General features: G+C 68.4%; 28 protein-coding genes (1 of these 28 running past the window's edge). 18 read left to right on the top strand and 10 right to left on the bottom strand.

Features of this window, described 5'->3' with window-relative positions:
* Positions 1 to 4 precede the first annotated feature (4 nt).
* From G432_RS08900 to G432_RS08850, 11 genes are all read left to right on the top strand, one after another.
* Positions 5 to 427 carry an SUF system Fe-S cluster assembly regulator gene (locus tag G432_RS08900; protein WP_015458489.1) on the top strand — a complete coding sequence of 141 codons (423 nt, stop codon included), beginning with the start codon at positions 5 to 7 and terminating at the stop codon, positions 425 to 427.
* On the top strand, positions 424 to 1896 hold the full coding sequence (sufB, locus tag G432_RS08895) for a Fe-S cluster assembly protein SufB (RefSeq protein ID WP_015458488.1): 1473 nt from the start codon (positions 424 to 426) through the stop codon (positions 1894 to 1896). The genes G432_RS08900 and sufB overlap by 4 nt, the downstream gene beginning before the upstream one ends.
* Positions 1889 to 2416: an endonuclease domain-containing protein gene (locus G432_RS08890; protein WP_330218199.1), complete on the top strand. Its 528-nt coding sequence runs from the start codon at positions 1889 to 1891 to the stop codon at positions 2414 to 2416. Before sufB ends, G432_RS08890 begins: the two co-directional genes overlap by 8 nt.
* A gap of 2 nt (positions 2417 to 2418) precedes the next feature.
* A complete protein-coding gene (gene sufC / locus G432_RS08885) occupies positions 2419 to 3162 on the top strand; it encodes a Fe-S cluster assembly ATPase SufC (protein ID WP_015458486.1) in 744 nt (247 codons plus the stop codon).
* Entirely contained in the window at positions 3159 to 3911 is a 753-nt protein-coding gene (locus G432_RS08880; protein ID WP_015458485.1) for a SufD family Fe-S cluster assembly protein, read from the top strand. Before sufC ends, G432_RS08880 begins: the two co-directional genes overlap by 4 nt.
* The gene (locus tag G432_RS08875; RefSeq protein ID WP_015458484.1) at positions 3908 to 5122 is read left to right on the top strand and encodes a cysteine desulfurase; all 1215 of its coding nucleotides are present in this window, start codon (positions 3908 to 3910) and stop codon (positions 5120 to 5122) included. Before G432_RS08880 ends, G432_RS08875 begins: the two co-directional genes overlap by 4 nt.
* Positions 5119 to 5604, top strand: coding sequence for an SUF system Fe-S cluster assembly protein (locus tag G432_RS08870; protein ID WP_015458483.1), 486 nt, complete (start codon positions 5119 to 5121; stop codon positions 5602 to 5604). The genes G432_RS08875 and G432_RS08870 overlap by 4 nt, the downstream gene beginning before the upstream one ends.
* Complete coding sequence (locus G432_RS08865) at positions 5604 to 5963, top strand: HesB/IscA family protein (protein ID WP_015458482.1); 360 nt, start codon at positions 5604 to 5606, stop codon at positions 5961 to 5963. Before G432_RS08870 ends, G432_RS08865 begins: the two co-directional genes overlap by 1 nt.
* 223 nt (positions 5964 to 6186) lie before the next feature.
* The gene (locus G432_RS08860; protein WP_015458481.1) at positions 6187 to 6858 is read left to right on the top strand and encodes a pyrimidine 5'-nucleotidase; all 672 of its coding nucleotides are present in this window, start codon (positions 6187 to 6189) and stop codon (positions 6856 to 6858) included.
* On the top strand, positions 6855 to 7691 hold the full coding sequence (gene dapD / locus G432_RS08855) for a 2,3,4,5-tetrahydropyridine-2,6-dicarboxylate N-succinyltransferase (RefSeq protein ID WP_015458480.1): 837 nt from the start codon (positions 6855 to 6857) through the stop codon (positions 7689 to 7691). Before G432_RS08860 ends, dapD begins: the two co-directional genes overlap by 4 nt.
* A gap of 140 nt (positions 7692 to 7831) precedes the next feature.
* Positions 7832 to 8464 (top strand): glutathione S-transferase family protein, encoded by a 633-nt coding sequence (locus G432_RS08850; protein ID WP_015458479.1) that lies wholly within the window; start codon positions 7832 to 7834, stop codon positions 8462 to 8464.
* Between the two features lie 11 nt (positions 8465 to 8475).
* Here the strand turns inward: G432_RS08850 and hrpB are convergent, their stop codons facing one another.
* Together hrpB and G432_RS08840 are read right to left on the bottom strand one after the other, a co-directional pair.
* Positions 8476 to 11004, bottom strand: a complete 2529-nt coding sequence (gene hrpB / locus G432_RS08845) for an ATP-dependent helicase HrpB (protein WP_015458478.1) — start codon at positions 11002 to 11004, stop codon at positions 8476 to 8478.
* 86 nt (positions 11005 to 11090) lie between these two features.
* Positions 11091 to 12659, bottom strand: a complete 1569-nt coding sequence (locus G432_RS08840) for a lysine--tRNA ligase (protein WP_015458477.1) — start codon at positions 12657 to 12659, stop codon at positions 11091 to 11093.
* Between the two features lie 102 nt (positions 12660 to 12761).
* Between G432_RS08840 and G432_RS08835 the strand changes: the two genes are divergently transcribed.
* The 4 genes from G432_RS08835 to G432_RS08820 all read left to right on the top strand — a co-directional run bounded on the left by G432_RS08835 (position 12762) and on the right by G432_RS08820 (position 17983).
* Positions 12762 to 13343, top strand: coding sequence for a hypothetical protein (locus G432_RS08835; RefSeq protein WP_015458476.1), 582 nt, complete (start codon positions 12762 to 12764; stop codon positions 13341 to 13343).
* A gap of 15 nt (positions 13344 to 13358) precedes the next feature.
* Positions 13359 to 14360, top strand: a complete 1002-nt coding sequence (locus G432_RS24070) for a histidine phosphatase family protein (RefSeq protein WP_144062017.1) — start codon at positions 13359 to 13361, stop codon at positions 14358 to 14360.
* Positions 14361 to 14681: 321 nt separating this feature from the next.
* Positions 14682 to 17441 carry an ATP-dependent DNA helicase gene (locus tag G432_RS08825; protein ID WP_015458474.1) on the top strand — a complete coding sequence of 920 codons (2760 nt, stop codon included), beginning with the start codon at positions 14682 to 14684 and terminating at the stop codon, positions 17439 to 17441.
* On the top strand, positions 17438 to 17983 hold the full coding sequence (locus tag G432_RS08820; RefSeq protein WP_015458473.1) for a SixA phosphatase family protein: 546 nt from the start codon (positions 17438 to 17440) through the stop codon (positions 17981 to 17983). The genes G432_RS08825 and G432_RS08820 overlap by 4 nt, the downstream gene beginning before the upstream one ends.
* Before the next feature lie 2 nt (positions 17984 to 17985).
* Here G432_RS08820 and G432_RS08815 read toward each other — a convergent pair whose 3' ends face one another.
* Both G432_RS08815 and G432_RS08810 read right to left on the bottom strand, forming a co-directional pair.
* Positions 17986 to 18465 (bottom strand): hypothetical protein, encoded by a 480-nt coding sequence (locus tag G432_RS08815; RefSeq protein WP_236626899.1) that lies wholly within the window; start codon positions 18463 to 18465, stop codon positions 17986 to 17988.
* Positions 18466 to 18536: 71 nt separating this feature from the next.
* Positions 18537 to 18821 carry a chorismate mutase gene (locus tag G432_RS08810; RefSeq protein ID WP_015458471.1) on the bottom strand — a complete coding sequence of 95 codons (285 nt, stop codon included), beginning with the start codon at positions 18819 to 18821 and terminating at the stop codon, positions 18537 to 18539.
* Between the two features lie 106 nt (positions 18822 to 18927).
* Here G432_RS08810 and G432_RS08805 point away from each other — a divergent pair, with 106 nt between their 5' ends.
* Positions 18928 to 19941: a polyprenyl synthetase family protein gene (locus G432_RS08805; protein ID WP_015458470.1), complete on the top strand. Its 1014-nt coding sequence runs from the start codon at positions 18928 to 18930 to the stop codon at positions 19939 to 19941.
* A 190-nt stretch (positions 19942 to 20131) separates the two neighbouring features.
* Here G432_RS08805 and G432_RS08800 read toward each other — a convergent pair whose 3' ends face one another.
* Positions 20132 to 20617: a GNAT family N-acetyltransferase gene (locus G432_RS08800; protein ID WP_015458469.1), complete on the bottom strand. Its 486-nt coding sequence runs from the start codon at positions 20615 to 20617 to the stop codon at positions 20132 to 20134.
* Between the two features lie 179 nt (positions 20618 to 20796).
* Here G432_RS08800 and G432_RS08795 point away from each other — a divergent pair, with 179 nt between their 5' ends.
* On the top strand, positions 20797 to 21015 hold the full coding sequence (locus G432_RS08795) for a hypothetical protein (RefSeq protein ID WP_015458468.1): 219 nt from the start codon (positions 20797 to 20799) through the stop codon (positions 21013 to 21015).
* A 360-nt stretch (positions 21016 to 21375) separates the two neighbouring features.
* Here the strand turns inward: G432_RS08795 and G432_RS08790 are convergent, their stop codons facing one another.
* The 4 genes from G432_RS08790 to G432_RS08775 all read right to left on the bottom strand — a co-directional run bounded on the left by G432_RS08790 (position 21376) and on the right by G432_RS08775 (position 25531).
* A complete protein-coding gene (locus G432_RS08790; protein ID WP_015458467.1) occupies positions 21376 to 23214 on the bottom strand; it encodes a DUF885 domain-containing protein in 1839 nt (612 codons plus the stop codon).
* Between the two features lie 103 nt (positions 23215 to 23317).
* Positions 23318 to 23749, bottom strand: a complete 432-nt coding sequence (locus G432_RS08785; RefSeq protein WP_015458466.1) for an RcnB family protein — start codon at positions 23747 to 23749, stop codon at positions 23318 to 23320.
* 220 nt (positions 23750 to 23969) lie between these two features.
* Positions 23970 to 24857 carry an RcnB family protein gene (locus tag G432_RS08780; protein WP_015458465.1) on the bottom strand — a complete coding sequence of 296 codons (888 nt, stop codon included), beginning with the start codon at positions 24855 to 24857 and terminating at the stop codon, positions 23970 to 23972.
* Positions 24858 to 24976: 119 nt separating this feature from the next.
* Positions 24977 to 25531: a (2Fe-2S)-binding protein gene (locus G432_RS08775; protein WP_015458464.1), complete on the bottom strand. Its 555-nt coding sequence runs from the start codon at positions 25529 to 25531 to the stop codon at positions 24977 to 24979.
* A gap of 168 nt (positions 25532 to 25699) precedes the next feature.
* Between G432_RS08775 and G432_RS08770 the strand changes: the two genes are divergently transcribed.
* Positions 25700 to 26488, top strand: a complete 789-nt coding sequence (locus tag G432_RS08770; protein WP_015458463.1) for a DODA-type extradiol aromatic ring-opening family dioxygenase — start codon at positions 25700 to 25702, stop codon at positions 26486 to 26488.
* 15 nt (positions 26489 to 26503) lie between these two features.
* On the opposite strand, the gene G432_RS08765 is transcribed toward G432_RS08770, so the two are convergent.
* Positions 26504 to 26601, bottom strand: partial view of an acyl-CoA thioesterase gene (locus G432_RS08765; RefSeq protein WP_015458462.1) — the 3' portion only. The gene runs 295 nt beyond the window's last position; only the last 98 of its 393 coding nucleotides appear in the window; the start codon falls outside the window, past its right edge; it ends in the stop codon at positions 26504 to 26506.

Raw genomic sequence — 26601 nt, 5'->3', positions numbered from 1 at the left:
GATCATGCGCCTTTCCAGCCTTGCCGATTATGCGGTCGTGATGCTCACCGCCGCCGCGCGCCATGCCGGCGCGGGGGCGGATGATGCGCGCCTGTCCGCGGCGATGCTGGCGGAGGAGACGGGCGTGCCGCTGCCCACCGCACAGAAGCTGATGGGCAGGCTGGCGGGCGCCGGCCTCCTCACCTCGGCGCGCGGCACCGGCGGCGGCTTCCGCCTCGCGCGCGATCCGGCGGCGATCAGCCTGACGGAGATCATCGAGGCGGTCGAAGGCCCGATCGCGATGACGGCCTGCGTGGAGCAGGGCCGCCATGATTGCGCGCTCGAAGCCGGCTGCCGTGTCCGTCCGCACTGGACGGCGGTGAACGGCGCGGTAAAGGGCGCGCTCGGCGGGGTCAGCCTCGCCACGCTTGCAGGAGTGCCCGCATGAGTGAAGTCCGCAACCGCGAGGCCTATGAGGCCGCGCAGAAAGCCTCGACCTACGAATGGGGCTTCACCAGCGATGTCGAGCAGGATTTCGCGCCCAAGGGCCTCAACGAGGATACCGTCCGCTTCATCTCGGCCAAGAAGAACGAGCCGGAATGGATGCTGGAATGGCGCCTCAAGGCTTTCCGCCTGTGGCAGACGATGACGCCGCCCGACTGGGCGAAGCTCAACGTGCCGCCGATCGACTATCAGGACGCTTATTATTACGCCGCGCCCAAGGCGAAGCCGAAGCTGAACTCGCTGGACGAGGTCGATCCCGAGATCCTCAAGGTCTATGAGAAGCTCGGTATCCCGATCGAGGAGCAGAAGGTGCTCGCCGGCGTCGAGGGCAGCCGCAAGGTGGCCGTGGACGCGGTGTTCGACTCGGTCTCCGTCGCCACCACCTTCCGCGATGAGCTGAAGAAGGCCGGCGTCATCTTCCTCTCCATCTCGGAAGCGATCCGCGAATATCCCGATATGGTGCGGAAGTGGCTGGGCAAGGTCGTGCCGATGCACGACAATTATTTCGCGACCTTGAACTGCGCGGTCTTTTCGGACGGCACCTTCGTCTACATCCCCGAAGGTGTGCGCTGCCCGATGGAGCTTTCCACCTATTTCCGCATCAATGCGGAAAATACCGGCCAGTTCGAACGCACCCTGATCGTGGCGGACAAGGGCAGCTACGTCTCCTATCTCGAAGGCTGCACCGCGCCGATGCGCGACGAGAACCAGCTCCACGCCGCCGTGGTCGAGCTGGTGGCGCTGGACGATGCCGAGATCAAATATTCCACCGTCCAGAATTGGTATCCCGGCGATGCCGACGGCAAGGGCGGCATCTACAACTTCGTCACCAAGCGCGCGCTCTGCCAGGGCCGCAACAGCAAGGTGAGCTGGACGCAGGTGGAAACCGGATCGGCGATCACCTGGAAATATCCAAGTTGCGTGCTGGCGGGCGAGAACAGCGTCGGCGAATTCTATTCGGTCGCCGTCACCAACAACATGCAGCAGGCCGATACCGGCACCAAGATGATCCATCTCGGCAAGGGGTCGCGCTCGACCATCGTGTCCAAGGGCATCTCGGCCGGCCGCTCGAACAACACCTATCGCGGCCTCGTCCGCGTCGGCCCCACGGCGGCGGGCGTGCGCAACTTCACCCAGTGCGACAGCCTGCTGCTGGGGTCGGACTGCGGCGCCCACACCGTGCCCTATATCGAGGTCCGCAACCCCTCGGCCCAGATCGAGCATGAGGCGACGACCAGCAAGATCTCGGACGACCAGCTCTTCTACGCCATGTCGCGCGGGCTGGATCAGGAATCGGCCGTGGCGCTGATCGTCAACGGCTTCGCCAAGGAAGTGCTCCAGCAGCTCCCCATGGAATTCGCGGTCGAGGCGCAGAAGCTGCTCGGCATCAGCCTGGAGGGCAGCGTTGGCTGAATTGACGCCCCGGGACGACGCGAGGCGCCTCGGCACCCCTCCCCTCCAGGGGAGGGGCCGGGGGTGGGGCCTCTCGGCCGGGCGCATCGCCGAACTGGGCGATCGCGCAGCCGCCATGCGGGGCAATCCCACCGGGCCGGAAAAGCGCCTGTGGCGGCACCTTAGCAACAGCCAGCTCGATGGCTATAAATTCCGTCGGCAGGCGGTGATCCATGGCTGGATCGCGGATTTCCTCTGCCCCCGCAAAGGGCTGATCGTGGAAGTCGATGGCGATACCCATGAGCCAGTGGCCGACGCACGCCGTGATGCGGCGCTCGCGGCGCTCGGCTACAGGGTCGTGCGCGTCACCAATGGCGAGGTCATGGGGAATATGGACGGCGTGTTGCGGCTGTTGCGCGAAACGCTCGAAACCATGCCCGATCGGCGGGCGCCCCACCCCAACCCCTCCCCTGAAGGGGAGGGGCCTGAATTGGCCGTTCCTTTTGCGGGGCGGCAGCCCATCATGGGATTCGAAGATTGAAGATGTTGCAGATCAATAACCTCCACGCCGAAGTCGACGGCAAGCCGATCCTCAAGGGCCTCTCGCTCAGCATCAATGCGGGCGAGGTCCATGCGATCATGGGGCCGAACGGCGCGGGCAAGTCGACGCTTTCCTACGTCCTCGCCGGCCGCCCCGGCTATGAGGTGACGGAGGGCACCGCCACGCTCGACGGGCAGGATCTGCTGGCGCTTGATCCGCACGAGCGCGCCGCCGCCGGCCTGTTCCTGGGCTTCCAATATCCGGTCGAGATTCCCGGCGTCTCCAACCTCCAGTTCCTGCGCACCGCGCTCAACGCCCAGCGCAAGAGCCGGGGCGAGGCGGAGCTTTCGGGCGCCGAGTTCCTGAAGGTCGCGCGCGCGCAGGCGCAGGCGCTCGGCCTCGACATGGAGATGCTGAAGCGCCCGGTGAACGTCGGCTTTTCGGGCGGCGAGAAGAAGCGCAACGAGATGGTGCAGATGGGCATCATCGATCCGAAGATGGCCATCCTCGACGAAACCGACAGCGGCCTCGACATCGATGCGCTGCGCGTGATCGGCGACGGCATCAACCGCATCATGCGGAAGGACGACAAGGCCGTGCTGCTCATCACCCATTATCAACGCCTGCTCGATTATGTCCGGCCGGATTTCGTCCACGTTCTCGCCAATGGCCGCATCGTCCGTTCGGGCGGGCCGGAACTCGCGCTGGAGCTGGAGCGCGAAGGCTATGGAGCGATCGCGGCGTGACCGCGCTGGCCCTCCCCACCGCGAGGCAGGAGGCCTGGCGCTACAGCGATCTGGAGGCCGTCGCCACCGTCTGGCCGGTGCCGCCGGCTGAGCGGATCAGCGTCGCCGCCGGTGAAAGCGCCGTGCGCATCGTCGCGCCGCAGGCCGGGGCGGATGGCGTGGTGATCGCGGATTACGCCGTCGATATCGCCGCCGGCGGAACCTGCGCCTTCTTCATCCTGAACATCGCCGGCCGGCTGGGCCGCATCGCCATCGACGTGACCCTGCACGACGGCGCCCATTTCGAGCTGGGCGGCGCGATCGTCGGCGGCGCGGGGCAGACGCTGGAGATCGTCACCACCGTCAACCATGTCGAGCCCAACGCCACCAGCAACCAGGTGGTGCGATCGGTGCTGGCCGGAACCGCCACCGGCAGCTTCCTCGGCAAGGTCGCCGTCGCGCGCGATGCGCAGAAGACGGATGCCAGCCAGTCGGTGAAGGCGATGCTGCTCGATCGCACCGCCACCGCCAACGCCAAGCCGGAGCTGGAGATCTTCGCCGACGACGTGAAGTGCGCCCATGGCGCCACTGTTGGCGAGCTTGACCGGCAGGCGCTCTTCTACCTCGAAAGCCGCGGGCTTCCGCCCGCCGAGGCCAAGGCGCTGCTGCTGCAGGCCTTCGTCGCCGGCGCCTTCGTGGCGCTGGAGGCTGATGCCGCGCGCGCCGATCTGGAAGCGAAGGCGCTCGCCGCGCTGGAGGCGCTGCTGTGACCGCGCTCGCCGATGCCCGCCCGCTCGACTGGCTCGCCGATTTCCCGGCGATCCCGGAAGGCTGGGCCTATCTCGATACCGCCGCCACCGCGCAGAAGCCCAAGATGGTGATCGATGCGATCGCCCGGGCCTATGGCGAAACCTATGCCACCGTCCATCGCGGCGTCTATCAGCGCTCGGCGGACATGACGGTCGCGTTCGAGGCCGCGCGCCAGCGGGTCGCCCGCTTCATCGGCGCGGGTTCGGCGGACGAGATCGTGTTCGTGCGCGGCGCCACCGAAGGCATCAACCTCGTGGCGCAGAGCTGGGGCGGCACCCACCTGAAGGCGGGCGACCGCATCCTGCTTTCCACGCTGGAGCATCATTCCAACATCGTGCCGTGGCAACTGCTGCGCGATCGCGTGGGCGTGGAGATCGATGTCGCCCCGCTCACCGCCGATGGCCGGATCGATCTCGATGCCGTGGCGGCGATGCTCACCCCCGCGCACAAGCTGGTGGCGCTGGCCCATGTCTCGAACGTGCTCGGCTCGGTGCTGGATGTCCGCCGCGCGGCGGCGCTGGCGCACGATGTCGGCGCGCGGCTGCTGGTCGACGGCTGCCAGGCGGTGCCGCGCCTCGCGGTGGACGTGGCGGCGCTCGGCTGCGATTTCTACGTCTTTTCCGGCCACAAGCTCTACGGCCCCACCGGCATCGGCGTGCTGTGGGCGAAGGCCGACATCCTCGAATCCATGCCCCCCTGGCAGGGCGGCGGATCGATGATCGACAAGGTCAGCTTCGAACGCACCACCTATGCGCCGCCGCCGGCCCGGTTCGAGGCGGGAACCCCGCATGTCGTGGGCGTCGTCGGCCTCCATGCCGCGATCGATTATGTCGATGCGATCGGCCTGGCCGCGATTCACGCGCACGAAACCGCGCTGGTGAAGGCCACGCGGGAAGCCTTGTCCGGCATCAACAGCGTGCGGCTGTTCGGGCCGGAGGATTCGGCCGGCATCGTCAGTTTCGCGGTGGAAGGGGTGCATCCCCACGATGTCGGCACCATATTGGATGAGGCGCATGTCGCCATCCGTGCCGGGCATCATTGCGCCCAGCCGCTGATGGAGCATCTGGGCGTGCCCGCCACGGCACGCGCCAGCTTCGGCGTCTATAACGGGCTCGCGGATGTGGCGGCGCTCGCCAACGGTATCGAACGGGTGACGAGAATATTCGGATGAACGAGGAAACGAAGATCCGCACCGAGGAAGTGAGCGCCGTGGCGCCGGCGCCGCGCGCGCGCGTCGAGGATGCGGTGGACGATGCGCCGCCCGCGGCCGATGCCGCGGCCGATCGCCCGCGCGATTATCTGGACGGCTTCCTCGCCCAGAAGCCCGTGCCCCAGGGCGCGGGCGAGCCCGGCGGGGAGATTTACGAGGGCGTGATCGCCGCGCTCAAGGAAATCTACGATCCCGAGATTCCGGTGAACATCTACGATCTCGGCCTCATCTACGGCGTGGATGTCGATGCCGGCCATGTCGTCGTCACCATGACGCTCACCACCCCGCATTGCCCCGTGGCCGAATCCATGCCGGGCGAGGTGGAGCTGCGTGTCGGTTCCGTGCCCGGCGTCGGCGTGGCGGAGGTCAACCTCGTCTGGGACCCGCCATGGGACCCGCAGAAGATGTCGGACGAAGCCAAGCTCGAACTGGGGATGCTGTGATGAGCACGACTACTGCCCCCCGCGTCCGCCCCGCCGCGATCATCCTGACGCCGTCGGCCGAGCAGCGCATCGCCGATCTGATGGCCCGCGCCCCCGAAGGCGCCGTCGGCGTCAAGCTCTCCACGCCGCGCCGCGGCTGCTCGGGCCTCGCTTATTCGGTCGATTACGTCACCGAAGCCGATCCCTTCGACGAGAAGATCGTGACGCCGGGCGGCGATTTCTACGTCGACGGCGGCTCGATCCTTTACCTCATCGGATCGACGATGGACTGGGTGGAGGATGATTTCACCGCCGGCTTCGTCTTCCAGAACCCGAACGCCAAGGGCGCCTGCGGCTGCGGCGAGAGCTTTACCGTCTAGGCGGGGCCGCGTTGCCCGTTCGCTCCGGGCGACCTGCCTCGACTTCGCTCCACACGAACGGCGGGATTTCGGTGGCCATCCCGTCATCCTGACGAAAGTCAGATCCATTGCCGCAACGCCCGCGATGGCAGCGTTGCGGCCATGATGCTGAATCAGGTTCGGCAGGACGATCGCGCTCGAACGCCGGTTGCCCCCACCGGCACCCCTCGCTAGACCGCGCGCCATGCTGCCCGCGCTCGCCCATGTCGATTGCTGGATCTTCGATCTGGACAATACGCTCTATCCGGCGTCGGCCGATCTGTTCGCGCGGATCGACGTGCGCATGGGCCAGTTCGTCCAGAACCTCCTCGGCGTCGACCCGGTGGAGGCGCACCGCATCCAGAAAAGCTATTTCGTAGAGCACGGCACCACCCTCAACGGGCTGATGGCGCGCCATGGGATCGAGCCGCGCGAATTCCTGGATTTCGTCCACGATATCGAGATGGACGCGCTGGCCGAGGATCGCCGGCTGGTCGAGGCGCTGGCCCGGCTGCCGGGGCGCAAGCTCGTCTTCACCAATGGCGACCATGCCTATGCGCGCCGCGTGCTGGGCCGGCTGGGCCTGTCGGAAAGCTTCGAGGCGATCCACGATATCCACGCCTGCGCCTATCGGCCCAAGCCCGATCCGGCGAGCTACGATGCGATGTGCGCGGCGCTGAACGTCGCGCCGCGGACGGCCTTGTTCGTGGAGGACATGGCCCGCAACCTCAAGCCCGCCAAGGCGCTGGGGATGAAGACGGTGTGGGTGAACAACGGATCGGATCATGGCGATCACGGCCATGATCCCGATTATATCGATTATGAGATCGCCGAGGTCGGCGAATGGCTGGAAGAGATATTGGGGACGAAGATATGAGCGATCTGGCGCAGACGATCGAAGCCGCGTGGGAAGTCCGCGACACGCTGGGTTTCGATACGAAGGGCGATGTGCGCACCGCCGTGGATGCGGCGCTGGCCCAGCTCGACGCCGGCACCGCGCGCGTGGCGGAGACGGTGGATGGCGAGGTCATCGTCCACCAGTGGCTGAAGAAGGCGGTGCTGCTCTCCTTCCGCCTCAACGACAATGCGCTCATCACCGGCGCGCCGGGCGAGGCGAGCTGGTGGGACAAGGTGCCCAGCAAATTTTCCGGCTGGGGCGAGGCGGAATATCGCGCCGCCGGCTTCCGCTCGGTGCCCGGCGCGGTCGTCCGCCGGGGCGCCTTCATCGGCAAGGGCGCGGTGCTGATGCCCAGCTTCGTCAATATCGGCGCCTATGTCGGCGAAGGCACGATGGTCGATACCTGGGCGACGGTGGGCAGCTGCGCGCAGATCGGCCGCAACGTCCATCTTTCGGGCGGCGCCGGCATCGGCGGCGTGCTGGAACCGCTGCAGGCCAATCCGGTGGTGATCGGCGACGGCGCCTTCATCGGCGCGCGCGCGGAAGTGGCCGAAGGCGTGATCGTGGGCGCGGGCGCGGTGCTCTCGATGGGCGTCTATCTCGGCGCCTCGACCAAGATCGTCGATCGCGCGACCGGCGAGGTGTTCGTCGGCCGCGTGCCCGACTATGCGGTCGTCGTCCCCGGATCGCTGCCCGGCAAGCCGCTGCCGGATGGCACGCCCGGCCCGTCGCTCTATTGCGCGGTGATCGTGAAGCGGGTGGATGCGCAGACCCGCGCCAAGACCGGCATCAACGAGCTGCTGCGGGATTGATCGCCCGCCTTTCGTGACGCTTTTTCCCTCCTTCGCCCGGCGCCCGCCACGATTCGGCTTGGGGCGCCGGGCGGGCCGTGCCTAGACTGGCGGACCGGCCGGCTCCGCGAAGGGGCCGGTTGCGGGAGGGGGAAGCCGCCATGGCGCAGATCGTCGTCCATCATCTCGAAAATTCGAAGTCGCAGCGCATCGTCTGGCTGCTTGAGGAGCTGGAGCTGCCTTATGATATCGTCCGCTACCAGCGGATGATGGGCGCGGCGCCGCCGGAAATGACGAAGGTCCACCCGCTCGGCAAGGCGCCGTCGGTGGAGATAGACGGCGTGGCGATGGCCGAATCCGCCGCCATCATCCAATATGTGCTGCTGCGCTACGGCCGGGGCCGTCTCGCCCCCGCGCCGGATTCGCCGGATTATGCGAAATTCCTGGAACTGCTGCACTATCCGGAATCCTCGCTGGCGCTGCGCACGCTGCTGCCCTTGTTCATCCGCCTGTTCGGCGTCAGCGCGCCCATGCTGGAAGGCTATGCGGCGCACGGCCTGGGCGTGCAGCTCGACTATCTCGATGCCCTGCTTGCCGGGCGCGACTATCTGATCGGCGATGGTTTCACCGCCGCCGATCTCCAGCTCACCCACGAGCTGCAATTCCTGAAGGCGCAGGGCCAGATCGAGGATCGCCCCGCGCTCACCGCCTTCGTCGCCCGCATGGAAGCCCGCCCCGCCTGGCAACGCGCCGTCGCACGCGGCGGCCCGTTCAGCCTCGCTTTCGGGGCGTAATCCCGCCGGTCCTACCGCCCGCTCGCTTTCTTGGTCCGCAGCGTCGGATCGGCGCCGGCCGGATCGTCGGGCCAGGGATGGCGGGGGTATCGGCCGCGCATCTCCTTGGCGACGGCGGCCCAGCTTCCCGCCCAGAAGCCCGGCAGGTCGCGCGTCGTCTGGATCGGCCGGCCGGCGGGCGAGGTGAGGCGCAGCACCAGCGGCACGCGGCCGTCGGCCAGCATCGGGTGGCGGGTGAGGCCGAACAGCGCCTGCGGCCGCAGCTCGACCGCCGGCCCGCCGTCCGCCGCATAGTCGATCGCGTGGCTCGATCCGGCGGGCGTCGCCAGCCGCGCGGGCGCCAGCCGGTCGATCGCCCGCCCGCCCTCCCAGCCCAGGATATTCTCCAGCGCCTGCGCAAGGTCGCCGGGGCTCACCGCGTCCAGCCTCCGCCGGCCCGCCACGATCGGCGCCAGCCATTCGTCGATCGCCGCGATCAGCGCCGCGTCCGACAGGTCGGGAATCGAGGCGTCGTGCGTCCGGGCGAAGGCCGCGCGCTGCCGCAGCGCCACCGCGCTTTCGGGCCAGGGCAGCAGGCCCAGGCCGTGCTGCCGCACCCCTTCCACCAGCGCCGCGGCCACGGCGTCCCGGTCCGGCGCGTCGTCCGGCCCGCCACCCAGCCGCACCGCGCCCAGCCGCCGCTCGCGCCGGGCGATCACGCCGCCGGTCGCGGGATCGAAGCGCACGTCGCGCACCATGGCGATCCGGTCGGCGAACAGCGCCTCGATATCGGCCAGCTCGATCGCGGCGGCGGAAAGGATGCGCGCGCCCGCCGCCGACCCTTGCGTCTCCGCCACCGCCAGCCATTCGCCGCGCGCCAGCGGCGACAGCGGATCGAGCCGGAAGCCCCGCCCGCCGACGGCGATCCAATTCTCCCCCGATGCATCGCGCCTGCGCGCCACCCGATCGGGAAAGGCCAGCGCGACGCAGGCGGCCAGCGCATTCTCTCTCTCCGCTTCGGGGAGAGGGGGCGGCCGCCCCGAATGGCGTGCAGGCGGATAGGGGCTTTCCTTCTCCCCCTCCTCTCCCGGAAGAGGAGAGGTGTGCTGAACGAGCCGCCGCCACCGTTTCGCCAGCCCGCGCGCGGCCTCGGCCCGCTTGCCGCGCTCGCCCCGCCAGCGGCGCAGCCTCAGCTCGAGGTCGGCGTCGTTGCCGCCCAGCCCGCGTTCGGACAGCAGCACCGCCGCCTCGGCCGCGACATCCGCCCAGCCGCGCGCCTTCGCCTCCACCAGCATATGGGCCAGGCGCGGCGGCAGCGGCAGCGCGGCGATCGCCTTGCCGTGGGGCGTCGGCCGGCCGTCCCCGTCGATCGCGCCCAGCACGGCGAGCCGCGCCCGTGCTTCGGCCACGGCGGCGGCGGGCGGCGGATCGATCCAGCGCAGCGCGGCCGGATCGGTCACGCCCCAGTTCGCGCAGTCCAGCAGCAGGGCGGAAAGGTCCGCCTCCAATATCTCCGGCGGGTCGAAGCGGGGCAGGCCGGCGGTCGCCGCTTCCTCCCACAGGCGATAGGCGGTGCCGGGCCCCTGCCGCGCGGCGCGGCCGGCGCGCTGCGTGGCGGCCGCCTGGCTCACCCGCTCGGTCGAAAGCCGGGTCACGCCCGCCGCCCGGTCGTAGCGCGGCCGCCGGGCCAGTCCGGAATCGACGACGATGCGCACGCCGTCCAGGGTCAGGCTGGTCTCGGCGATGCTCGTCGCCAGCACCACCTTGCGGATGCCCGGCGGCGGCGTGGTGATGGCGGCGCGCTGTTCGGCCGGTTCCAGCGTGCCGTGCAGCCGGTGGATCGCGATATCGGCCGGCAGCCCCGCCAGCCGCTCCGCCGTCCGCTCGATCTCCGCCACGCCCGGCAGGAAGGCCAGCAGGCTGCCCTCTTCCTCCGCCAGCGCGCGGCGGATGGCGGCCGCGATCTCGTCCTCGATCCGTGCCTCCGCCCGCCGGCCGATATGGCGCAGCGTCAGGGGCCAGCTCCGCCCCTCGCTCTCGATCACGGGCGCGTCGTCCATCAGCGCGGCGAAGCGCGCGCCGTCCAGCGTGGCGGACATCGCCACCAGCCTGAGGTCGGGCCGCAGCGCGCCCTGCGCATCCAGCGCCAGCGCCAGGCCGAAATCGCTGTCCAGGCTGCGTTCGTGCACCTCGTCGAACAGCACGGCCGAAACGCCGGCCAGCTCGGGATCGGCCTGGATGCGGTTGCGGAAGATGCCCTCGGTCAGCACCAGGATGCGCGTGGCCGCCGACTGCTTCGAATCCATCCGCGTGGCATAGCCGATGGTGCGGCCCACCGGCTCGCCCGCCAGCGCCGCCATCCGCTCGGCCGCCGCGCGCGCGGCCAGCCGGCGGGGCGACAGCAGCAGGATCTGTCCGTCGCACCACGCCTCGCCGAGCAGCGCCGGCGCCACCGCCGTCGTCTTGCCCGCGCCCGGCGGCGCCACCAGCACGGCGGACGACCGCGCGCGCAGCGCCGCCAGCAGATCGGGCAGCACGGCGTGGATGGGAAGATCGGTCACGCCGGCGTCTTCCTGCCGATATGTCCGGGTGATCGGGCCGGTGCCGCCTTGAAAATGTGCTGAAAGCGCATTTTCAAACGCGCCTGTCAGGCCAGCGCCTCGGCGATCAGCCGGCGGCTGTTGGCGACGCCGTAAAGCTTGATGAAGCTGCCCATGCGCGGCCCCTGGCTCGATCCCAGCAGGGTTTCGTAGAGCGCCTTGAACCAGTCGCGCAGCGCCTCCTTGCCGAAATGCGCCTTGCCGATCTCATAGACCTCGTTCTGGATCGCCTCGGCATCGGCATCCTCGCCCAGCGCGGCCAGCTTGTCGTCCAGCTCCTTCAGCGCGGCGGCTTCCTTCGCGTCGGGCTTGCGGCGGACCAGGGTGGGCGCCACGAAATCGCGGTGATAGGCCAGCGCGTGGCCGATCAGCCGGGCAAGTTCGGGATAGGCCTCCGCGCTCGCATCGGGCACGTAATTGGCCAGATAGCCCCAGACCTGCGCCTCGTCCGCCTCGCCCAGCACGCCGACGAGGTTCAGCAGCAGGCCGAAGCTGATCGGCAGGGTCGCCGCCGGCACCTGGCCATTGTGGATATGGTGCACCGGGTTGCCCAGCTTCTGCTCGATCGGCTGGGCGGGATAGGCGGCGCGGAACTGCCAGTAATCGTCCACCGCGCGCGGGATCACACCCATGTGGAGCGACTTCGCCTTCTTCGGCTCGCGATAGGCGTAGAAGGCCATGCTCTCCTCCGGCCCGTAGGTCAGCCACTGCTCGAGGCTCAGGCCATTGCCCTTGGACTTGGAGATCTTCTCCCCCTTCTCGTCCAGGAACATCTCGTAATTGAAGCCCTCGGGCGGCCGCGCGCCCAGCACGCGGGCAATCTTGCCCGATTGCGTCACCGAATCGATCAGGTCCTTGCCGGCCATCTCGTAATCGACGCCCAGCGCCACCCAGCGCATCGCCCAGTCGACCTTCCACTGCAGCTTGGCCTTGCCGCCGAGGATGGACTGGACGACCGTCTCGCCCTCATCCTCGAACCGCACCAGCCCCTGCTCGGCGTCCACCACCTCCACCGGCACCTGCAGCACGATGCCGCTCTTCTCGCTGATCGGCAGCACGGGGGAATAGGTCGCCTGCCGCTCCTTGCGCAGCGTCGGCAGCATCACGCCCATGATCGCGTCATAATGGCGCAGGATATCCTTCAGCGCCGCATCGAACCGGCCGGACGTGTAGCATTCGGTGGCGGACAGGAATTCATATTCGAAGCCGAAACGATCCAGGAAATCGCGCAGCATCGCATTGTTGTGATGGGCGAAGCTTTCGAACTTGCCGAACGGGTCGGGCACCTGGGTCAGGGGCTTGCCCAGATGCGCGCGCAGCATCTCCTGGTTAGGCACATTGTCCGGCACCTTGCGCAGGCCGTCCATGTCGTCCGAAAAGGCGATCAGCCGGGTCGGCACGTCGGACAGCGCCTCGAAGGCGTGGCGGACCATGGTCGTGCGCAGCACCTCGTTGAAGGTGCCGATATGCGGCAGGCCCGACGGGCCATATCCGGTCTCGAACAGCACATAGCCCTTATCCGGCGCGCCGTCCGGATATCGCTTCAGCAGCTTGCGGGCTTCCTCGAAGGGCCAGGCCTTGCTGTCGAGGGCGGCTGCGCGGAGGTCGTTTGCCATGTGTTCCCGTGTCGTTTAGGTGTTTGGAGGACGCCTTAGAGCGATTCCGCCCCGGATGGAAAGCCGAAGGGCGCGCAATCGGGGCGGGAAGCGGGGTGTCCGATGCGGACCGTGGAACCGGAAATCCTTTCAGCCGATGCCGCGCTGCCCGTGCTCTATGCGCGGCGGATCGATCCGATTCCCGAACGCCGGCTCTATGTCGCGCGGCCGGGGCTCCGGGCGATGCCCTCGGGCAGCCTCATCATGGCCGGCTGCCTGCTGCTCCAGCTCTGGACGCTCACTTTCCTCCTCTGGGCGATGTGGTGGCCGGCGCCGCAGACGCCGCGTCTCCTCGCTTTCGCGGTCGGCGGCACCGTTACGCTCGCCTTGCTGGTGCTGCTCGTCATCCTCCTGCTGCTCCGCCGCTATCCGGGCTTCCTGCTCGGCGTCGCCCGCGCGCCCTTCATCCGGCTGACCGTCACCGACCGGCGCGTGGTGTGGAGCCTGCCCTGGCAACGCCACCCGCTGATGGAGATCGGCCGCGAGCGCATCCTCGGCGGCATATTGGGCGCGGTCGACCGGCGCGGCTTCGGCAATGCGGCGATGATCATGGTCCATGGCGATCCCGCCGCCGATATCGATGGCAACATCCACTTCGATCGCCTGCCCGACGTCGAAAAATTCGTGGCGGCGCTGGCGCGGTAGGATCTGAGGGGCCGTTTGGAAATTCGCTTTCCGCGGATTTCGGCACGGCCCTGCAAATCCGGTGAAACCGGATTTCCCGAACAGTCTCTCAGAGTCCGCAAATCCGAAAAAGCGGATTATCAAAACAATCCCTGGCGGCGGCCGCGGCAATTCCCAATTGAAGCGCCGTTAACCATCCCATACGCAGGTTTCCCGAAGCCCAGAACAACAACAGAGAGGAAGCCGATGTCGAAAATCACGATCATCGCCGCACTTCTGATTGCGGCGATGCAGGGGGCGGCCGCAAACGCGGCATCTTTCCTTTTCATCCGCCACGCCGAAAGCACGGCGAACGCCGGCACCGCCACTACTGTTGAAGAGATGCTCGATCCGCCGCTCACTGCCCTGGGGCAGCAGCAGGCGCTCGATCTGGCCGATGTCCTGGCCGGCTATAATATCACGACCATCTATACGAGCGCCTATCAGCGCACGCAGCAGACCATCGCGCCCACCGCCGCCCATTTCGGCCTGACGCCCACCGCCGACGCCCGCACCAACGAATGGTATGTCGGCGATGTCGAGCTTGGCGGCCCGGCCGTGGATTATCTGAGCATCATCGGTCGCTGGGCGATGGGGGATACCGCCGCCAAGGCCGATCTGCCCAATGCGGAATCGCTGGATGACATGGTCGCCCGCGTGCTGCCGGCGTGGCAGGAGATGATCGCCGCCCACAAGGATGAGGACGGGGTCGTGGCCATCGTCGGGCACGGGGCCGAAATCGGCTTTGTCATGTCCTATTTCGCCCAGAATGTCAGCTCGGGCTTCGCCTTCTCGCATGGCCTGGACAATACCGGCATCGTCGAGCTCGAGATCGTGAACGACAAGCCCTACGTGACCAGCTGGCAGGGCATCGCCCTCCCGGTTCCGGCTTCGGTTCCTGAACCGGCGACCTGGCTGATGCTGCTGGTCGGCTTCGGCGCGATCGGCGCCGCGACCCGCTCGGGACAAGCGCAGCGGCTGCGCGCCCGGATCGCATAAGGCGCGGGCGCCCTCGACAATCCCGTCGACAGGCCTTGGGATATCCGGCGGACGGAGAGCCTGTCGACGGGGACGCGGGGAATGCCCGCAACAGATGTTCCCCCCTCAACGTCGTATCAGGCCCCAATGCCATGCCAGCGCAGCCTGGCATCGCATCGGGCCTGGCATGGCCTCTCGGCGGCATGATCGGACGGGTTGATCGTCAGCGACGCCAGCCTGCGCTGGCGTGACGCGGGGATAAGCAACAACCCCCCATCCCGTCCGCAACCGATCCGCAAGCTGGCCGTTCCCCTCCCGTTCCCGTGGCGCTAAGGAGGGTCCGTGTCCACCCCGCTTCCCTGGCCCGCCATCCACGCCACCCATGGCGGCATCTGGATCGCCACCCCCGACGGCGCCGTCCGCAGCGTCGGCCGGGGGGAGGCGATCGCGCTGGCGGCGGAGACCCCGGCGGTGCTGCTCAACGCGCCCGTCACCGCCACCCGGCTGGGCTATGGCGAGCTTTCCGGCCTCGACCTGCTCGAACTCTTCGCCTTCGTCCATCCCGCCCGCTTCGTCGTGCCCACGCCCGCCGGCATGGCCCGCGCGCTGGGGCTGGAGCCGCCGGCGGACGATGCGGCCGCCGCGCCCTTCCTGCTGCGCGCCGCCGCCGCCTTGCTCGATCGGCTGGGCGATGCCGGCTGGGCGGAGCGCGAGGGCGGCTGGACGGCGGCGCAGGCCATGTTCCGCCTGCGCTGGCCCTGGGCGGCCGCTGTCGCCGAACGGATCGACCGGCCCGAACGCGCCGAACGCTGGCTGTTCTCGAAGCTTCCCGAATGGGAGGAGGCAGCGCCCCGCCCGCAGCCCCGGCCGCTGGTGCTGGCCGATGCCGAAACCGATGACGCGCTGGCCCGGCTGGTGGGATCGGGCGCCGAGCCGCGCGAGGGCCAGCGCCTCTATGCCGAAGCCGCGGCGCGCGTCTTCGATCCCCGCCGCGCGGAAGGCCGGCCCAACATGCTGCTGGCCGAAGCCGGCACCGGCATCGGCAAGACGCTGGGCTATCTGGCACCGGCCTCGCTCTGGGCGGCGGAAGCCGGCGGCACCGTCTGGGTTTCCACCTATACCAAGGCGCTCCAGCGCCAGCTCGATCGCGAAACCGCGCGCATCTTCCCGCATCCCGCCGATCGCGCGCGCCGGGTGGTGGTGCGCAAGGGGCGGGAAAATTATCTCTGCCTGCTCAATCTGGAGGATGCGCTGCAGGGCGGCTTCCAGGGGCGGGCGGCGATCCTCGCCCAGCTGGTCGCGCGCTGGGCGGCCTATAGCCGCGACGGCGATATGGTGGGCGGCGATCTGCCCGGCTGGCTCGTCACCCTGTTCCGCCGCGCCGGCTCCACCGCGCTCACCGATCGGCGCGGCGAATGCGTCTATGCCGGCTGCCCGCACTATCGAAAATGCTTCATCGAACGGTCGGCCCGCGCGGCCGAAGGGGCCGATCTCGTCATCGCCAACCATGCGCTGGTGATGATCCTGGCCACCCGCCGGCGCGAGGAAGGCCTGCCGCTCGCGCGCATGGTGTTCGACGAGGGGCATCATCTGTTCGATGCCGCCGATTCCACCTTCGCCACCGCGCTGACCGGGCAGGAGACGATCGAGCTTCGCCGCTGGATCGTCGGCCCCGAAGGCAAGTCGCGCGGGCGCAGGCGGGGCCTTTCCGCCCGCCTTTCCGATGTCGCTTCCTATGACGAGGAAGGCGCGCTGGCCATCGATGCGGCGGTGGAGGCAGCCTCCGCGCTGCCGGCCGATGGCTGGCTGGGCAGGCTGGGGGAAGGGCTGCCGCTCGGCCCGGTCGAACGGCTGCTCGCCGCGGTGCGCGACACCGTCTATGCCCGCGCGTCCGCGGCGGATGCGGGATACGGCCTGGAAACCGAGGCGGCGGAGCTCGATCCCGCGCTGATCGATGCCGCCGCTCCCGCCGCCCGTGCGCTGGAGGCGCTGGTCCGCCCGCTCGCCCGCCTGCGCCAGCGGCTGGAAGGCCTGCTGGAAGACGGGCCGGACTGGCTGGACGGCCCGGCCCGCGCGCGGATCGAAGGGGCCGTCGCCGGCCTTTCCAACCGCGGCCAGCTCCTCGCCGCCTGGGTGGCGCTGCTCGCGCGGATCGGCGGCCCCGTCGATCCCGATTATGTCGACTGGCTGGCCGTCGACCGGATCGAGGGGCGCGAATTCGACATCGGCCTCCACCGCCACTGGCTCGATCCCACCCGGCCGCTGGCCGAAACCGTGCTGAAGCCCGCGCATGGCGTGCTCGTCACCTCCGCCACCCTGCGCGGCGGGGAGGATTGGGCGGCCGCCGAAGCCCGCACGGGCGCCGTCCATCTCGATCAGGCGGTGCCCCGCTTCGAGGCGCCGAGCCCCTTCGACTATGCCTCCCGGGCCGAGGTGCTGATCGTCACCGATCTGAAGCGCGGCGATCTCGCCGGGCTGGGGCTGGCTTATGCCCGGCTGATCCAGGCGGCAGGCGGCGGCACGCTGGGCCTGTTCACCGCGATCCAGCGGCTGAAGGCGGTGCACGCCCGTATCGCCGATCGCCTCGCCCGCGAAGGGCTGCCGCTCTACGCCCAGCATGTCGATCCGATCGATACGGGCACGCTGGTCGATATCTTCCGCGATGATCGCCGCGCCTCGCTGCTCGGCACCGATGCGCTGCGCGACGGGGTGGACGTGCCGGGCGAATCGCTCCGGCTGGTGGTGATGGAAGGGGTGCCATGGCCGCGCCCCACCGTGCTCCATGCCGCGCGCCGCGCCGCCGGCGGCGGATCGGCGCATGACGATCGCGTCGTGCGGGCGCGGCTGGCGCAGGCCTTCGGCCGGCTGATCCGCCGCGCGGACGATCGCGGCGCCTTCGTGCTGCTGTCGGCGGCCACGCCGTCCCGCCTGCTGGATGCGTTTCCGGCCGGCGTGCCGGTGCGGCGGCTCACGCTGGACGAAGCCGTCGCGCATGTCGCGGCGCTCAACGCATCCGCGCCCGCTAACCCTGTCGGCGCCTTTTCACCGCAACAAGTTTCCGGCATCAGCATGGAGCCGGAAGGGGATGTTGGAACGGAATGAAACGGCTGACGCTGCTGCGCCACGCGAAATCGGGCTGGGACGATCCCGTCGCCCGCGATTTCGATCGACCGCTCAATCCGCGCGGGTTCAAGGGCGCCCGGCTGATGGGCCGGCACATGCGCGATCTCGGCCTGCGTTACGATCTCGTCATCGCCTCGCCCGCCCTGCGCGTGGTCGAAACCCTGGACGGCCTGTGGGAAGGCTATGGCCGCTCGCTCCATGTCGAGCTCGACAAGCGCATCTACCTCGCATCCGCCGCCACCCTGCTCGATGTCGTGCAGGAAGCGCCCGACGATGCCGATGCCCTGCTGCTCAGCGGGCATAATCCGGGGATGGAGGATCTGGTGCTGCTGCTGGTGCCCGACCGGCCGGACGACGCCGCGCGCGATCAGGTGGAGGAGAAATTCCCCACCGCCGCGCTCGCGGAAATCCATATCGACGTCGATCATTGGGCCGATGTGAAGGCGGGCAGCGGCGCGCTCGCCCGCTTCATCCGCCCCCGCGATCTCGATCCCGCGCTAGGTCCAGAGGCCCGGCGCTGATCTTACCGATATTCGTGCGTGACGTCGCGCTTCAGGCCGTGCAGGCGCACCGTGCGGCCGCCTTCGCAGATCGGTGCCGCCACCAGACGCATCCACCGGCTCCTCCGGCGGGCGGGCAGGATCTCCACATCGATGGTGAAGCCGCGGCGGTGGCGGATGGCGTGCGCGCGCAGCCGCTCCATCGCCGCGCGCGAGGGCTCGCAATAAAGCGCAACGATCTCCGGCCGCAATAGCCCGGCCCCGCGCGGCAGGCCGAACAGGTCGTAGACGGTAGGCGACCAGCGGAGCCCGTTGTCGGCAAGATCGCACTGCCACACGCCGATGCCCCGCCGCTCGAAATGGTCGGGATCGAGGACGACGTTCGTCGCCGGCCCCGCATCGCCCCGCAGCGTTCCCAGGTCAAACCGCTGCCCGGATTCGAAAAGCGGCCAGCTATGGGTCAGCGGCAGGAGGTCGAGGGGCGTCAGCGGGGGCTTTTCCACAAGCAAGGGTTGAGCCTAAATCCGCCCGCTTAACAAGGCGTGATGCCGCGTTCCGGTAGCGTCCCCGGCCCTTATTCCGCCTCGCGCGCCTTTTCGTGGTGGCGGATCACCTCGTCGATGATGAAGCGCAGGAATTTTTCGGAAAAGTCCGGGTCCAGATTGGCCGATCGCGCCAGCGTTCGCAGCCGTTCGATCTGGGCCGATTCGCGGCCGGGGTCCGCCGGGGGCAGGCCGGCCTCGGCCTTGTAGCGGCCCACCGCCTGCGTGACCTTGAAGCGTTCGGCCAGCATGAAGACCAGCGCGGCATCGATATTGTCGATGCTTTCGCGATACCGCTTCAGCACGTCGTCTGACATCATTTTCCCTTCGGGCTCGGAACCGGCGCCCTTTTGTGGAGGTTCGGGCCTCTGTGCAACCCCGGGCGCTTGCCTTTACGGCCGCGCCGCGCCAAGGGCGCTTGTCATGACTGCTACCGTTACCCCCCTGCATCGCAAGGCCGCGCCCTCGCTGGAGCCGATGGTCCGTCTCGTCGAAGCCGATATGAAGCAGGTGAACGCGGTCATCCTCGATCGAATGCAGAGCGATGTGCCGCTGATCCCGGAACTGGCCGGCCACCTGATCGCCGGCGGGGGCAAGCGGATGCGGCCGATGCTGACGCTCGCCTGCGCCCGCCTGCTGGATTATGACGGCACGCGCCACCACAAGCTGGCCGCGTCGGTGGAATTCATCCACACCGCCACCCTGCTGCACGACGACGTCGTCGACGGATCGGGCCTGCGCCGGGGCAAGCGCACCGCCAACATGATCTGGGGCAACCCCGCCAGCGTGCTGGTCGGCGATTTCCTGTTCAGCCGCTCGTTCGAGCTGATGGTGGAGGATGGCAGCCTGCGCGTGCTGCGCATCCTGTCCAACGCATCGGCCGTGATCGCCGAGGGCGAGGTGAACCAGCTCACCGCCCAGCGCCGGATCGAAACCACCGAGGAACGCTATCTCGACATCATCGGCGCCAAGACGGCGGCGCTGTTCGCCGCGGCCTGCCGCATCGCCGCGGTTGTGGCCGAACGCGACGAAAGCGTGGAGCTGGCGCTCGACGCCTATGGCCGCAACCTCGGCATCGCCTTCCAGCTGATCGACGACGCGATCGACTATCTGTCGGACGGGGCGACGATGGGAAAGGACACGGGCGACGATTTCCGCGACGGCAAGGTCACGCTGCCGGTGATCCTCGCCCATGCGCGGGGTTCGGACGAGGATCGCCAGTTCTGGCGCGATGCGATGGAAGGCCGGCGCGCCTCGGACGATGATCTCGCCCACGCCACCCGCCTGCTGCGCGAAACCGGCGCGCTGGACGATACCTTCGCCCGCGCCCGCATCTACGGCCAGCGCGCGGTCGATGCGCTGGGCGGGCTGGGCAGCGGCCATGCCCGCGCGGCGCTGGTCGAGGCGGTCGAGTTCGCGGTCGCCCGGGCTTATTGAATCGGCGGAAGGATAAGGCGGCCGATCCGGGAAAATCGCCGGGCGCCCCTTCCAAATCGTCATGCCGCAGGCCGGCATCGCATCGAGGCAGGCCCAAACCCTTCATTCCCGCGAAGGCGGAATGAGATGCGATGGAAGGCTGACCTTCCCGGCTACACGGGAGCGACCACCCGCCCGCCCGGGGTGCGGCCTAGAGCGTCTGGAACATCACCAGCGCATCGACATAACCGGCGGTCGGATGCCGGAAGGCGCCGGGCAGGCGGCCGACGATCTCGAACCCCATCTTCTGCCACAGGCCGACCGCGCGGACATTGGTGGAGACGACACAGTTGAACTGGATGGCGCGATACCCCTCCGCGCGGGCCTGATCGATCGAATGGGCGCACATCGCCCGCGCCACGCCCCGGCCGCCGGCGTCCTGCGCGGTCATGTAGCCGCAATTGGCGACATGGCCGCCGCCGCCGGCCTGATTGGCGCGCAGATAATAGGTGCCGAGGACGCGGCCTTCCGCCTCAGCAACGAACGTATGCCGGTCCCGCCCCAGCCAGTAAGCGAGCGCGTCCTCGCGGGCCATGTCGCGCGGCAGGGCATAGGTTTCGCCCGCGCGCACGATCGGTTCGATAATGGCCCACAAGGCCGCCCCGTCGGCCGCCGTGGCCCGCCTGATCTGGATCATCCCGGCTATATGCCGTGCAAGATCATGGCCTTACAAGTCGTCCCATTTCGGGGCGGTTTTGCCGTCGTTTATCGCCCTGCAGGCACCGTTCGTAGAAAAACGCTCCCTCCTTCGCGCCCATGATCTACTGCCGCAAGCGAGAGGGGCGGAAAGTCGCATTGATACAGAATCTTATTGATATGCGCGATCGGCCGGGCCGCTGGCGGACGGTGCGCGCCGTGCTGCAGCCCGCGGGGCAGGGCGCGGTGGGCGCCGAGCCGGTTCCCGCCTATCTTCTCGCCTGCGACATCCAGACGGCGCCGATCGAACGCGAAGCCATCAGTATCGCCGAGGCGGTGCGCTGGGCGTCGGCCCAGCCCTGGCCGGTCGACCTCTATCTCCATGACGACGGGGGCTGAGCCGGCCTAAGCCAATCGCCATCAGGAGGGTGGTGGTTCGATCACGCCAGAGAATCGTCACCCTGAACTTGTTTCAGGGGCCACTTCTCCCCCAATGCCAACAGCCTTTGTCGCACGATGGACCCTGAAACAGGTGCAGGGTGACGACAAGCAGTCGCCAAGATCATGGGCGCCGATCCAAGCCCTCATGCCGGCGCAGGCCGGCATCGCTGGCGGCAGAAGCTTCCTCACAGCAATCGAATCTGCCGCAAAACAAACCCCTCCCCCGCCAGGGCGGGAGAGGGGCCTGCAAGTCCTTCGTTCGAAAGCGGTCCAGCCCGCCGCCCATGATAGGGCGGGGAGGGCCTCACCGCCCCCGGATCAGTTCGCCGCCTTCACGCTGGCGATCCAGCCGTCGATCTTCTTTTCCAGCACCGTCATCGGCAGCGCGCCGGTCATCAGGATCTGGGCGTGGAACTCGCGCGGATCGAACCTGGCGCCCAGTTCCGCCTGCGCCTTGGCCTTCAGGCGGGACATGGTGAGCTGGCCGATCTTGTAGGCCAGCGCCTGCCCCGGCCAGGCGATGTAGCGTTCGACCTCGGCGGTCGCGTCGGTCTCGCCCATGCCCGAATTGTCGAGCATGTATTTGATCGCCTGTTCGCGGGTCCAGCCCTTGGCGTGGATGCCGCTGTCGACCACCAGCCGCATCGCGCGCAGCATCTCGTCGTCCAGCCCGCCGAACCGCTCATAGGGATCGGTCTCCATGCCCAGCTCCTTCCAGAGCGTCTCGGCATAAAGTCCCCAGCCTTCGGCATAAGCGGTGTTGCCGCCATAGCGCATGAAGGCGGGCAGGCGATCATTCTCCTGCGCGAGGCTGATCTGGAAATGGTGCCCCGGCGCGCCCTCGTGGAGATAGAGCGTCTCCATCCCCGGCGTGGTGCGTGAAGGCAGGTCGTAGGTGTTGAAGTAGAATATGCCCGGCCGGTTCTTCGACGGGTCCTTGGGATCGTACATGCCCGGCTCGTAGGAACCGCCGGCCTGCGTCTTTTCGCGATAGGGCTCGTAATAGCGGATCTCGAGCGGGGTCTTCGGGATGGTCGAAAACTGCTCGGGGATGCGCGCGTCGACGCGCTTGCCGATCGCATAATAGCCGTCGACGAGCTGCTGCTTGGACTTCGGCTTGAACTTCGGATCGGTGCGCAGATGGTGGAAGAATTCCGCCAGCGTGCCCTTGAAGCCCACCTGCGTCTTGATCGCCTCCATCTGGCTGCGGATGCGCGCCACTTCGGAAAGGCCTAGCTGGTGCACATAATCGGGCGTCAGCGGCAGGGTGGTGAGCTGCTCGATCGCGGCGAGATAGACCTTGTCACCGCCCTTCATCGCGCTGATGCCCACGGCCTCGCGCGCCACCGGCAGATATTCGTTCTTCAGGAAATCGCGCAGGCGGATATGGGCGGGGATCAGCTCGTCGCGGATGGCGGCGGCATAGGCCGTCTTCAGCCGGGCCTGGTCGGCGGCGGAAATGCCTTCGGGGAATTTCTTGACCGGGCCGTAGAAGGTCGATCCCTCCACCCCCAGGGCGATGATCTCGTCGAGCTGGTCGATCATGTTGCGGACCGTCATCTTCGACTGGACGACGCCCGATGCCATGCCCTGGCGGAAGCGCTCGATCGAACGATCCAGCAGCGCCACATATTCCTTGTGGCGCTTCAGGTTGTTCTCATAGTCCGCCAGCGTCTTGAACGGCGCCGCCCCCTGGCCCGAGGCGAAGCTGGGGTAGAAGGTGTGGAAGCCGGTGAAATGGTCGATCGGGCGCACGGCGGTCAGCGCCAGCATCTCCGGCGTCAGGTTCTTCAGCGTTTCCTGCGTCTGCCATTCGAACACGTCATAGGCGATCTGGTCGGTGGCATCGAGGCTGGCGCGGTCGATCGCGTGCAGGCGCTTCAGGTCGTCCTCGGCCGCGGCGCGCTCGGCATCGTAATAAGCGTCGCTCACATAATCGCCGAGATGATCGGCATAGCGCAGGTCGCCGCGGAAGATGGCGTTGATCGGGTTGCGCTTCAGGCTCGCCTCGTCGCTGGCGTGGAACAGCGCGTGGAGCTGATCGTGCGCGGACTGGCTCGCCGCGGCGACGGGGGCGGGGGACTGCGCCTCAGCGTTCGCGGGCAGGGCCGCGAGCAGCGAGACGGCGGAAGCGAGGAGAAGGTGACGAACGGCCATGCATGGCTCCCTGTTAGGAGATATGCCGTCCGCTTTACGGGGGTAATACACCGGCCGCAAGCCGCCGGGAAGACGATGTCTCCCGGCGGCTGCCGCCGCCCGCTTACCAGAAGAAGGCGCGATGGGCCTCGATCACCCGGCCGGTGCGCACGTTCACCAGCAGCACGTCGTTGCCGTAGCGCACCCAGCGGTTGACGCCGGTCGGCTTCGGCAGCCGGTAGCGATAGGGATCGCTGATCACGTAACGCGAGGCATAATAAGGCGCACCCAGACGGGCGCCGACGGCGACCGGGCGATAGACGTAGCCGCGCGGGCCGACATAGGCCGGACGGCGATAGACGTCGCGATGGTTGCGGCGATAATCCTGCCAGTCCTCGCGATATTCCCGCTTCGCATCGCGCACGTCGTGCCTGTCGCCATAACGCTGCGCCATGCGGATATCCTGGCGATCCCGCTTCAGTTCGGCGGTCTGCGCCTGGGCGGCCAGCGGCATGGCGGTGGCCGCGATCAGGGCCGAGATGATGAGCTTGCGCATGGGTCCGGTCTTTCCTCCAAGGTCCGCGGATCGATTGCCGTCCGCTTCCGATCCCCGGATTTCCATAGCGCGCGTGAACGGTGGAGGAATGCGATCGTCAGCTTCCATACAGAAACAAGGCGCTGGGAAGGCTGGATTTTTTCAAGGCTGAAACATGATGACGAAACAGAAGGCCCGGCCTGCGCTGTGCAGGCCGGGCCTTCCTGGATATCCGCCTCGGTCAGCGCCAGAAGAAGCCGGGAATGACATCCTCGATCAGGCCGGTGGTGGTGTCGATCAGCAGCACGTCGTCATAATAGCGGACCCAGCGATAGGGGCCGTAGATCGGCGGCAGGCGATAATACCAGGGATCGCTGATCCAGTAGCTGCGGACATAATAGACCCCCGGCAGCCGGTAGCCCGGCGCCCAGCGGCGATAGCCGCCATGGCCGGCCGGGCCGTAATAGACGGGCAGGCGATAGATATAACGGTTGGACTGGCGATAATGCTGCCAGTCGTAGCGATTGTCGTTGCGCCACCCCTGCGACCAGCGGTTGCGGTTGTCCCATTGGTTGTCCCTGCGATCGCGATCCCTGCGGTCGTCCCACCGCTCGCGATTGTCCCAGCGATTGTCGCGGCCCGGCCGGTCCCGGTCGTTCCAGTTATTTCCGGGCCGGCCGTTGATTGCATCGCGATCGCCATAGCGGATCGTGCGGTCGCGATAGCGGCTGTCGGCCGGCTGCGATCCGGGGCGTGTCCGGGGATCGGCCGACCAGCTATCGCCACGGCGGAGGGCGGCGCGGTCGCGGCCGTCTTCATTGCCAGAAAGCCCCGCGCGCTGCGGCGCCGGGCGCTGCGGGCCGCGCGCGCCCTCCGCGCTGTTGCCGCGGGCGATGGATCCGTTCCAGCGGGGCGACGCATTGGCCGAGGGGGCGGGGCGTGCCGTGTCGGGGCGCTGCGCGGGGCCTTCCATGCGGCCGCCCGGACGGCCGATATCGCCGCGCCCGCCGGTCTGCCCCTGCCAGCTCCGTCCCTGCGAACCCTGCCCGTGCCAGCCTTGCGATTGCGCCAGCGCCGGGGTCGCGGCGGTCGCGGCCAGCAGCAGCGCCACCAAAGTCCCACGCACCATGTCCATGCTCCTTGCCCAGGCGCACATCCGCGCCACCTTGGGGCACACCTTGGGCGAAGTCCACTGAGCGGAGGCTGAACCCCTTGGTCAGCGAATTGAAAGCTGCCGGATCTTTCCGCTCATTCCTTGCCGGTGGGCTTGGGCGGGGTGAGGGCGGGAATGGCGCGGGCGGCGTCCTCGGGATCGATCCCCGGCGGCGGCGCGGCGGCGATCGTCTCGCCCCCGGCGGCGACGCGCGCGGCGTGGCGGATCGCGCGGCGGATGCGCGGATAGGTGCCGCAGCGGCAGATATTGGTGATCTCCGCATCGATGTCGGCATCGCTGGGGTTGGGATTCTTCTCCAGCATCGCCGCCACGGCCATGATGATGCCGGACTGGCAATAGCCGCATTGCGGCACGCTTTCGGCCACCCACGCCTGCTGCACGGGATGGCTGCGATCGCGCGACAGCGCCTCGATCGTCGTCACGAAGCTGCCTTCGATGGAGCCGATCGGCACCTGGCAGGATCGCACCGCCGCGCCGTCGATATGGACGGTGCAGGCTCCGCACAGCCCCGCGCCGCAACCATATTTGGTGCCCGTCAGGTTCGATGCGTCGCGCAGCGCCCACAAGAGCGGGGTCTCGGGATCCATGCGATAATGGACCGGCTGGCCGTTCACCGTGAAGCGCGTCATGCCATCAGCGCATAAACGCTGCGGCTGCCGCTTGAAAGAGTGCTGCGGGCGATCGGCATGGCGCGCGCCGGCCCTTGCCAATGGCGCGGCACATGCCATCTCCGTCGCCATGGCCGGCCATGACCCGACGGGCGGGTAAAGCGTGGCCCGCGAAGGATATGGAATCGGATGCGCCAACCCAGCTTCTTCATCCCCCATGGCGGAGGCCCCTGCTTCTTCATGGACGATCCCGCCGGCATGTGGACGCGCATGGAGGCGTTTCTCGCCGGCTTCGTCGCGGGCCTGCCGGAACGGCCGAAGGCGCTGCTCGTCGTCTCGGGCCATTGGGAGGAGGATGCGTTCACCGTCCAGGATGGCGCGCGGCCGGGCCTGCTCTACGATTATTACGGCTTTCCGCCGCATACCTATCAGCTCCACTGGGATGCGCCGGGCGCCCCCGATGTGGCGCGGCGCGCCGCCGGCTTGCTGGCCGATGCGGGATTCGCCACTGCCCGTGACGCCGAGCGCGGCTGGGATCACGGCGTGTTCGTGCCGATGAAGGTCGCGGTGCCGGGGGCGGATATCCCGACGGCCCAGCTTTCGCTGCGCAAGGATCTCGATCCCGCCGCGCATATCGCCGCCGGCCGCGCGCTGGCGCCCTTGCGCGATGAAGGCGTGCTGATCGTCGGATCGGGGATGAGCTTCCACAATATGCGCGTGCGCGACGGCGACGCCACCGGCCCCGCCGACATCTTCGATGCCGCGCTGACCGCGGCCGCCACCGATCCCGATCCTGAGGCGCGCGCCCGGCGCCTTTCGGCGTGGAGCATGCTGCCGCATGCCCGCTTCGCGCATCCGCGCGAGGAGCATCTTATCCCGTTGATGGTCGCGGCCGGGGCCGGCGGGGATGATCCTGCGGCGCATGTGTTCGCCGATCATGTGATCGGCTGGAAGGTTTCCGGCTACCGCTTCGGCTGAAGCGCGGCCATCCGATCAGCGGGGAGGCAGGGGGCGCGGGCGGTGATTCTCGTCGAGCGCCACGAAGGTGAACAGTCCTTCCGTCACCTTCACCTCCTGCGCGCCGGCATCGC

Origin of the sequence: Sphingomonas sp. MM-1 (assembly GCF_000347675.2) — a bacterium.
GTDB lineage: Bacteria > Pseudomonadota > Alphaproteobacteria > Sphingomonadales > Sphingomonadaceae > Sphingomonas_E > Sphingomonas_E fennica.
This window is presented reverse-complemented; position numbering and strand designations above follow the sequence as displayed.

Bases quoted from the DNA above. Each gene is read 5' to 3' on its own strand.
- G432_RS08900 (WP_015458489.1), top strand. From the start codon at position 5: ATGCGCCTTTCCAGCCTTGCCGATTATGCGGTCGTGATGCTCACCGCC.
- sufB (WP_015458488.1), top strand. From the start codon at position 424: ATGAGTGAAGTCCGCAACCGCGAGGCCTATGAGGCCGCGCAGAAAGCC.
- sufC (WP_015458486.1), top strand. From the start codon at position 2,419: ATGTTGCAGATCAATAACCTCCACGCCGAAGTCGACGGCAAGCCGATC.
- G432_RS08870 (WP_015458483.1), top strand. From the start codon at position 5,119: ATGAACGAGGAAACGAAGATCCGCACCGAGGAAGTGAGCGCCGTGGCG.
- G432_RS08865 (WP_015458482.1), top strand. From the start codon at position 5,604: ATGAGCACGACTACTGCCCCCCGCGTCCGCCCCGCCGCGATCATCCTG.
- G432_RS08860 (WP_015458481.1), top strand. From the start codon at position 6,187: ATGCTGCCCGCGCTCGCCCATGTCGATTGCTGGATCTTCGATCTGGAC.
- dapD (WP_015458480.1), top strand. From the start codon at position 6,855: ATGAGCGATCTGGCGCAGACGATCGAAGCCGCGTGGGAAGTCCGCGAC.
- G432_RS08850 (WP_015458479.1), top strand. From the start codon at position 7,832: ATGGCGCAGATCGTCGTCCATCATCTCGAAAATTCGAAGTCGCAGCGC.
- G432_RS08840 (WP_015458477.1), bottom strand. From the start codon at position 12,659: ATGGCAAACGACCTCCGCGCAGCCGCCCTCGACAGCAAGGCCTGGCCC.
- G432_RS08835 (WP_015458476.1), top strand. From the start codon at position 12,762: ATGCGGACCGTGGAACCGGAAATCCTTTCAGCCGATGCCGCGCTGCCC.
- G432_RS08820 (WP_015458473.1), top strand. From the start codon at position 17,438: ATGAAACGGCTGACGCTGCTGCGCCACGCGAAATCGGGCTGGGACGAT.
- G432_RS08810 (WP_015458471.1), bottom strand. From the start codon at position 18,821: ATGTCAGACGACGTGCTGAAGCGGTATCGCGAAAGCATCGACAATATC.
- G432_RS08805 (WP_015458470.1), top strand. From the start codon at position 18,928: ATGACTGCTACCGTTACCCCCCTGCATCGCAAGGCCGCGCCCTCGCTG.
- G432_RS08800 (WP_015458469.1), bottom strand. From the start codon at position 20,617: ATGATCCAGATCAGGCGGGCCACGGCGGCCGACGGGGCGGCCTTGTGG.
- G432_RS08795 (WP_015458468.1), top strand. From the start codon at position 20,797: ATGCGCGATCGGCCGGGCCGCTGGCGGACGGTGCGCGCCGTGCTGCAG.
- G432_RS08790 (WP_015458467.1), bottom strand. From the start codon at position 23,214: ATGGCCGTTCGTCACCTTCTCCTCGCTTCCGCCGTCTCGCTGCTCGCG.
- G432_RS08785 (WP_015458466.1), bottom strand. From the start codon at position 23,749: ATGCGCAAGCTCATCATCTCGGCCCTGATCGCGGCCACCGCCATGCCG.
- G432_RS08780 (WP_015458465.1), bottom strand. From the start codon at position 24,857: ATGGTGCGTGGGACTTTGGTGGCGCTGCTGCTGGCCGCGACCGCCGCG.
- G432_RS08775 (WP_015458464.1), bottom strand. From the start codon at position 25,531: ATGACGCGCTTCACGGTGAACGGCCAGCCGGTCCATTATCGCATGGAT.
- G432_RS08770 (WP_015458463.1), top strand. From the start codon at position 25,700: ATGCGCCAACCCAGCTTCTTCATCCCCCATGGCGGAGGCCCCTGCTTC.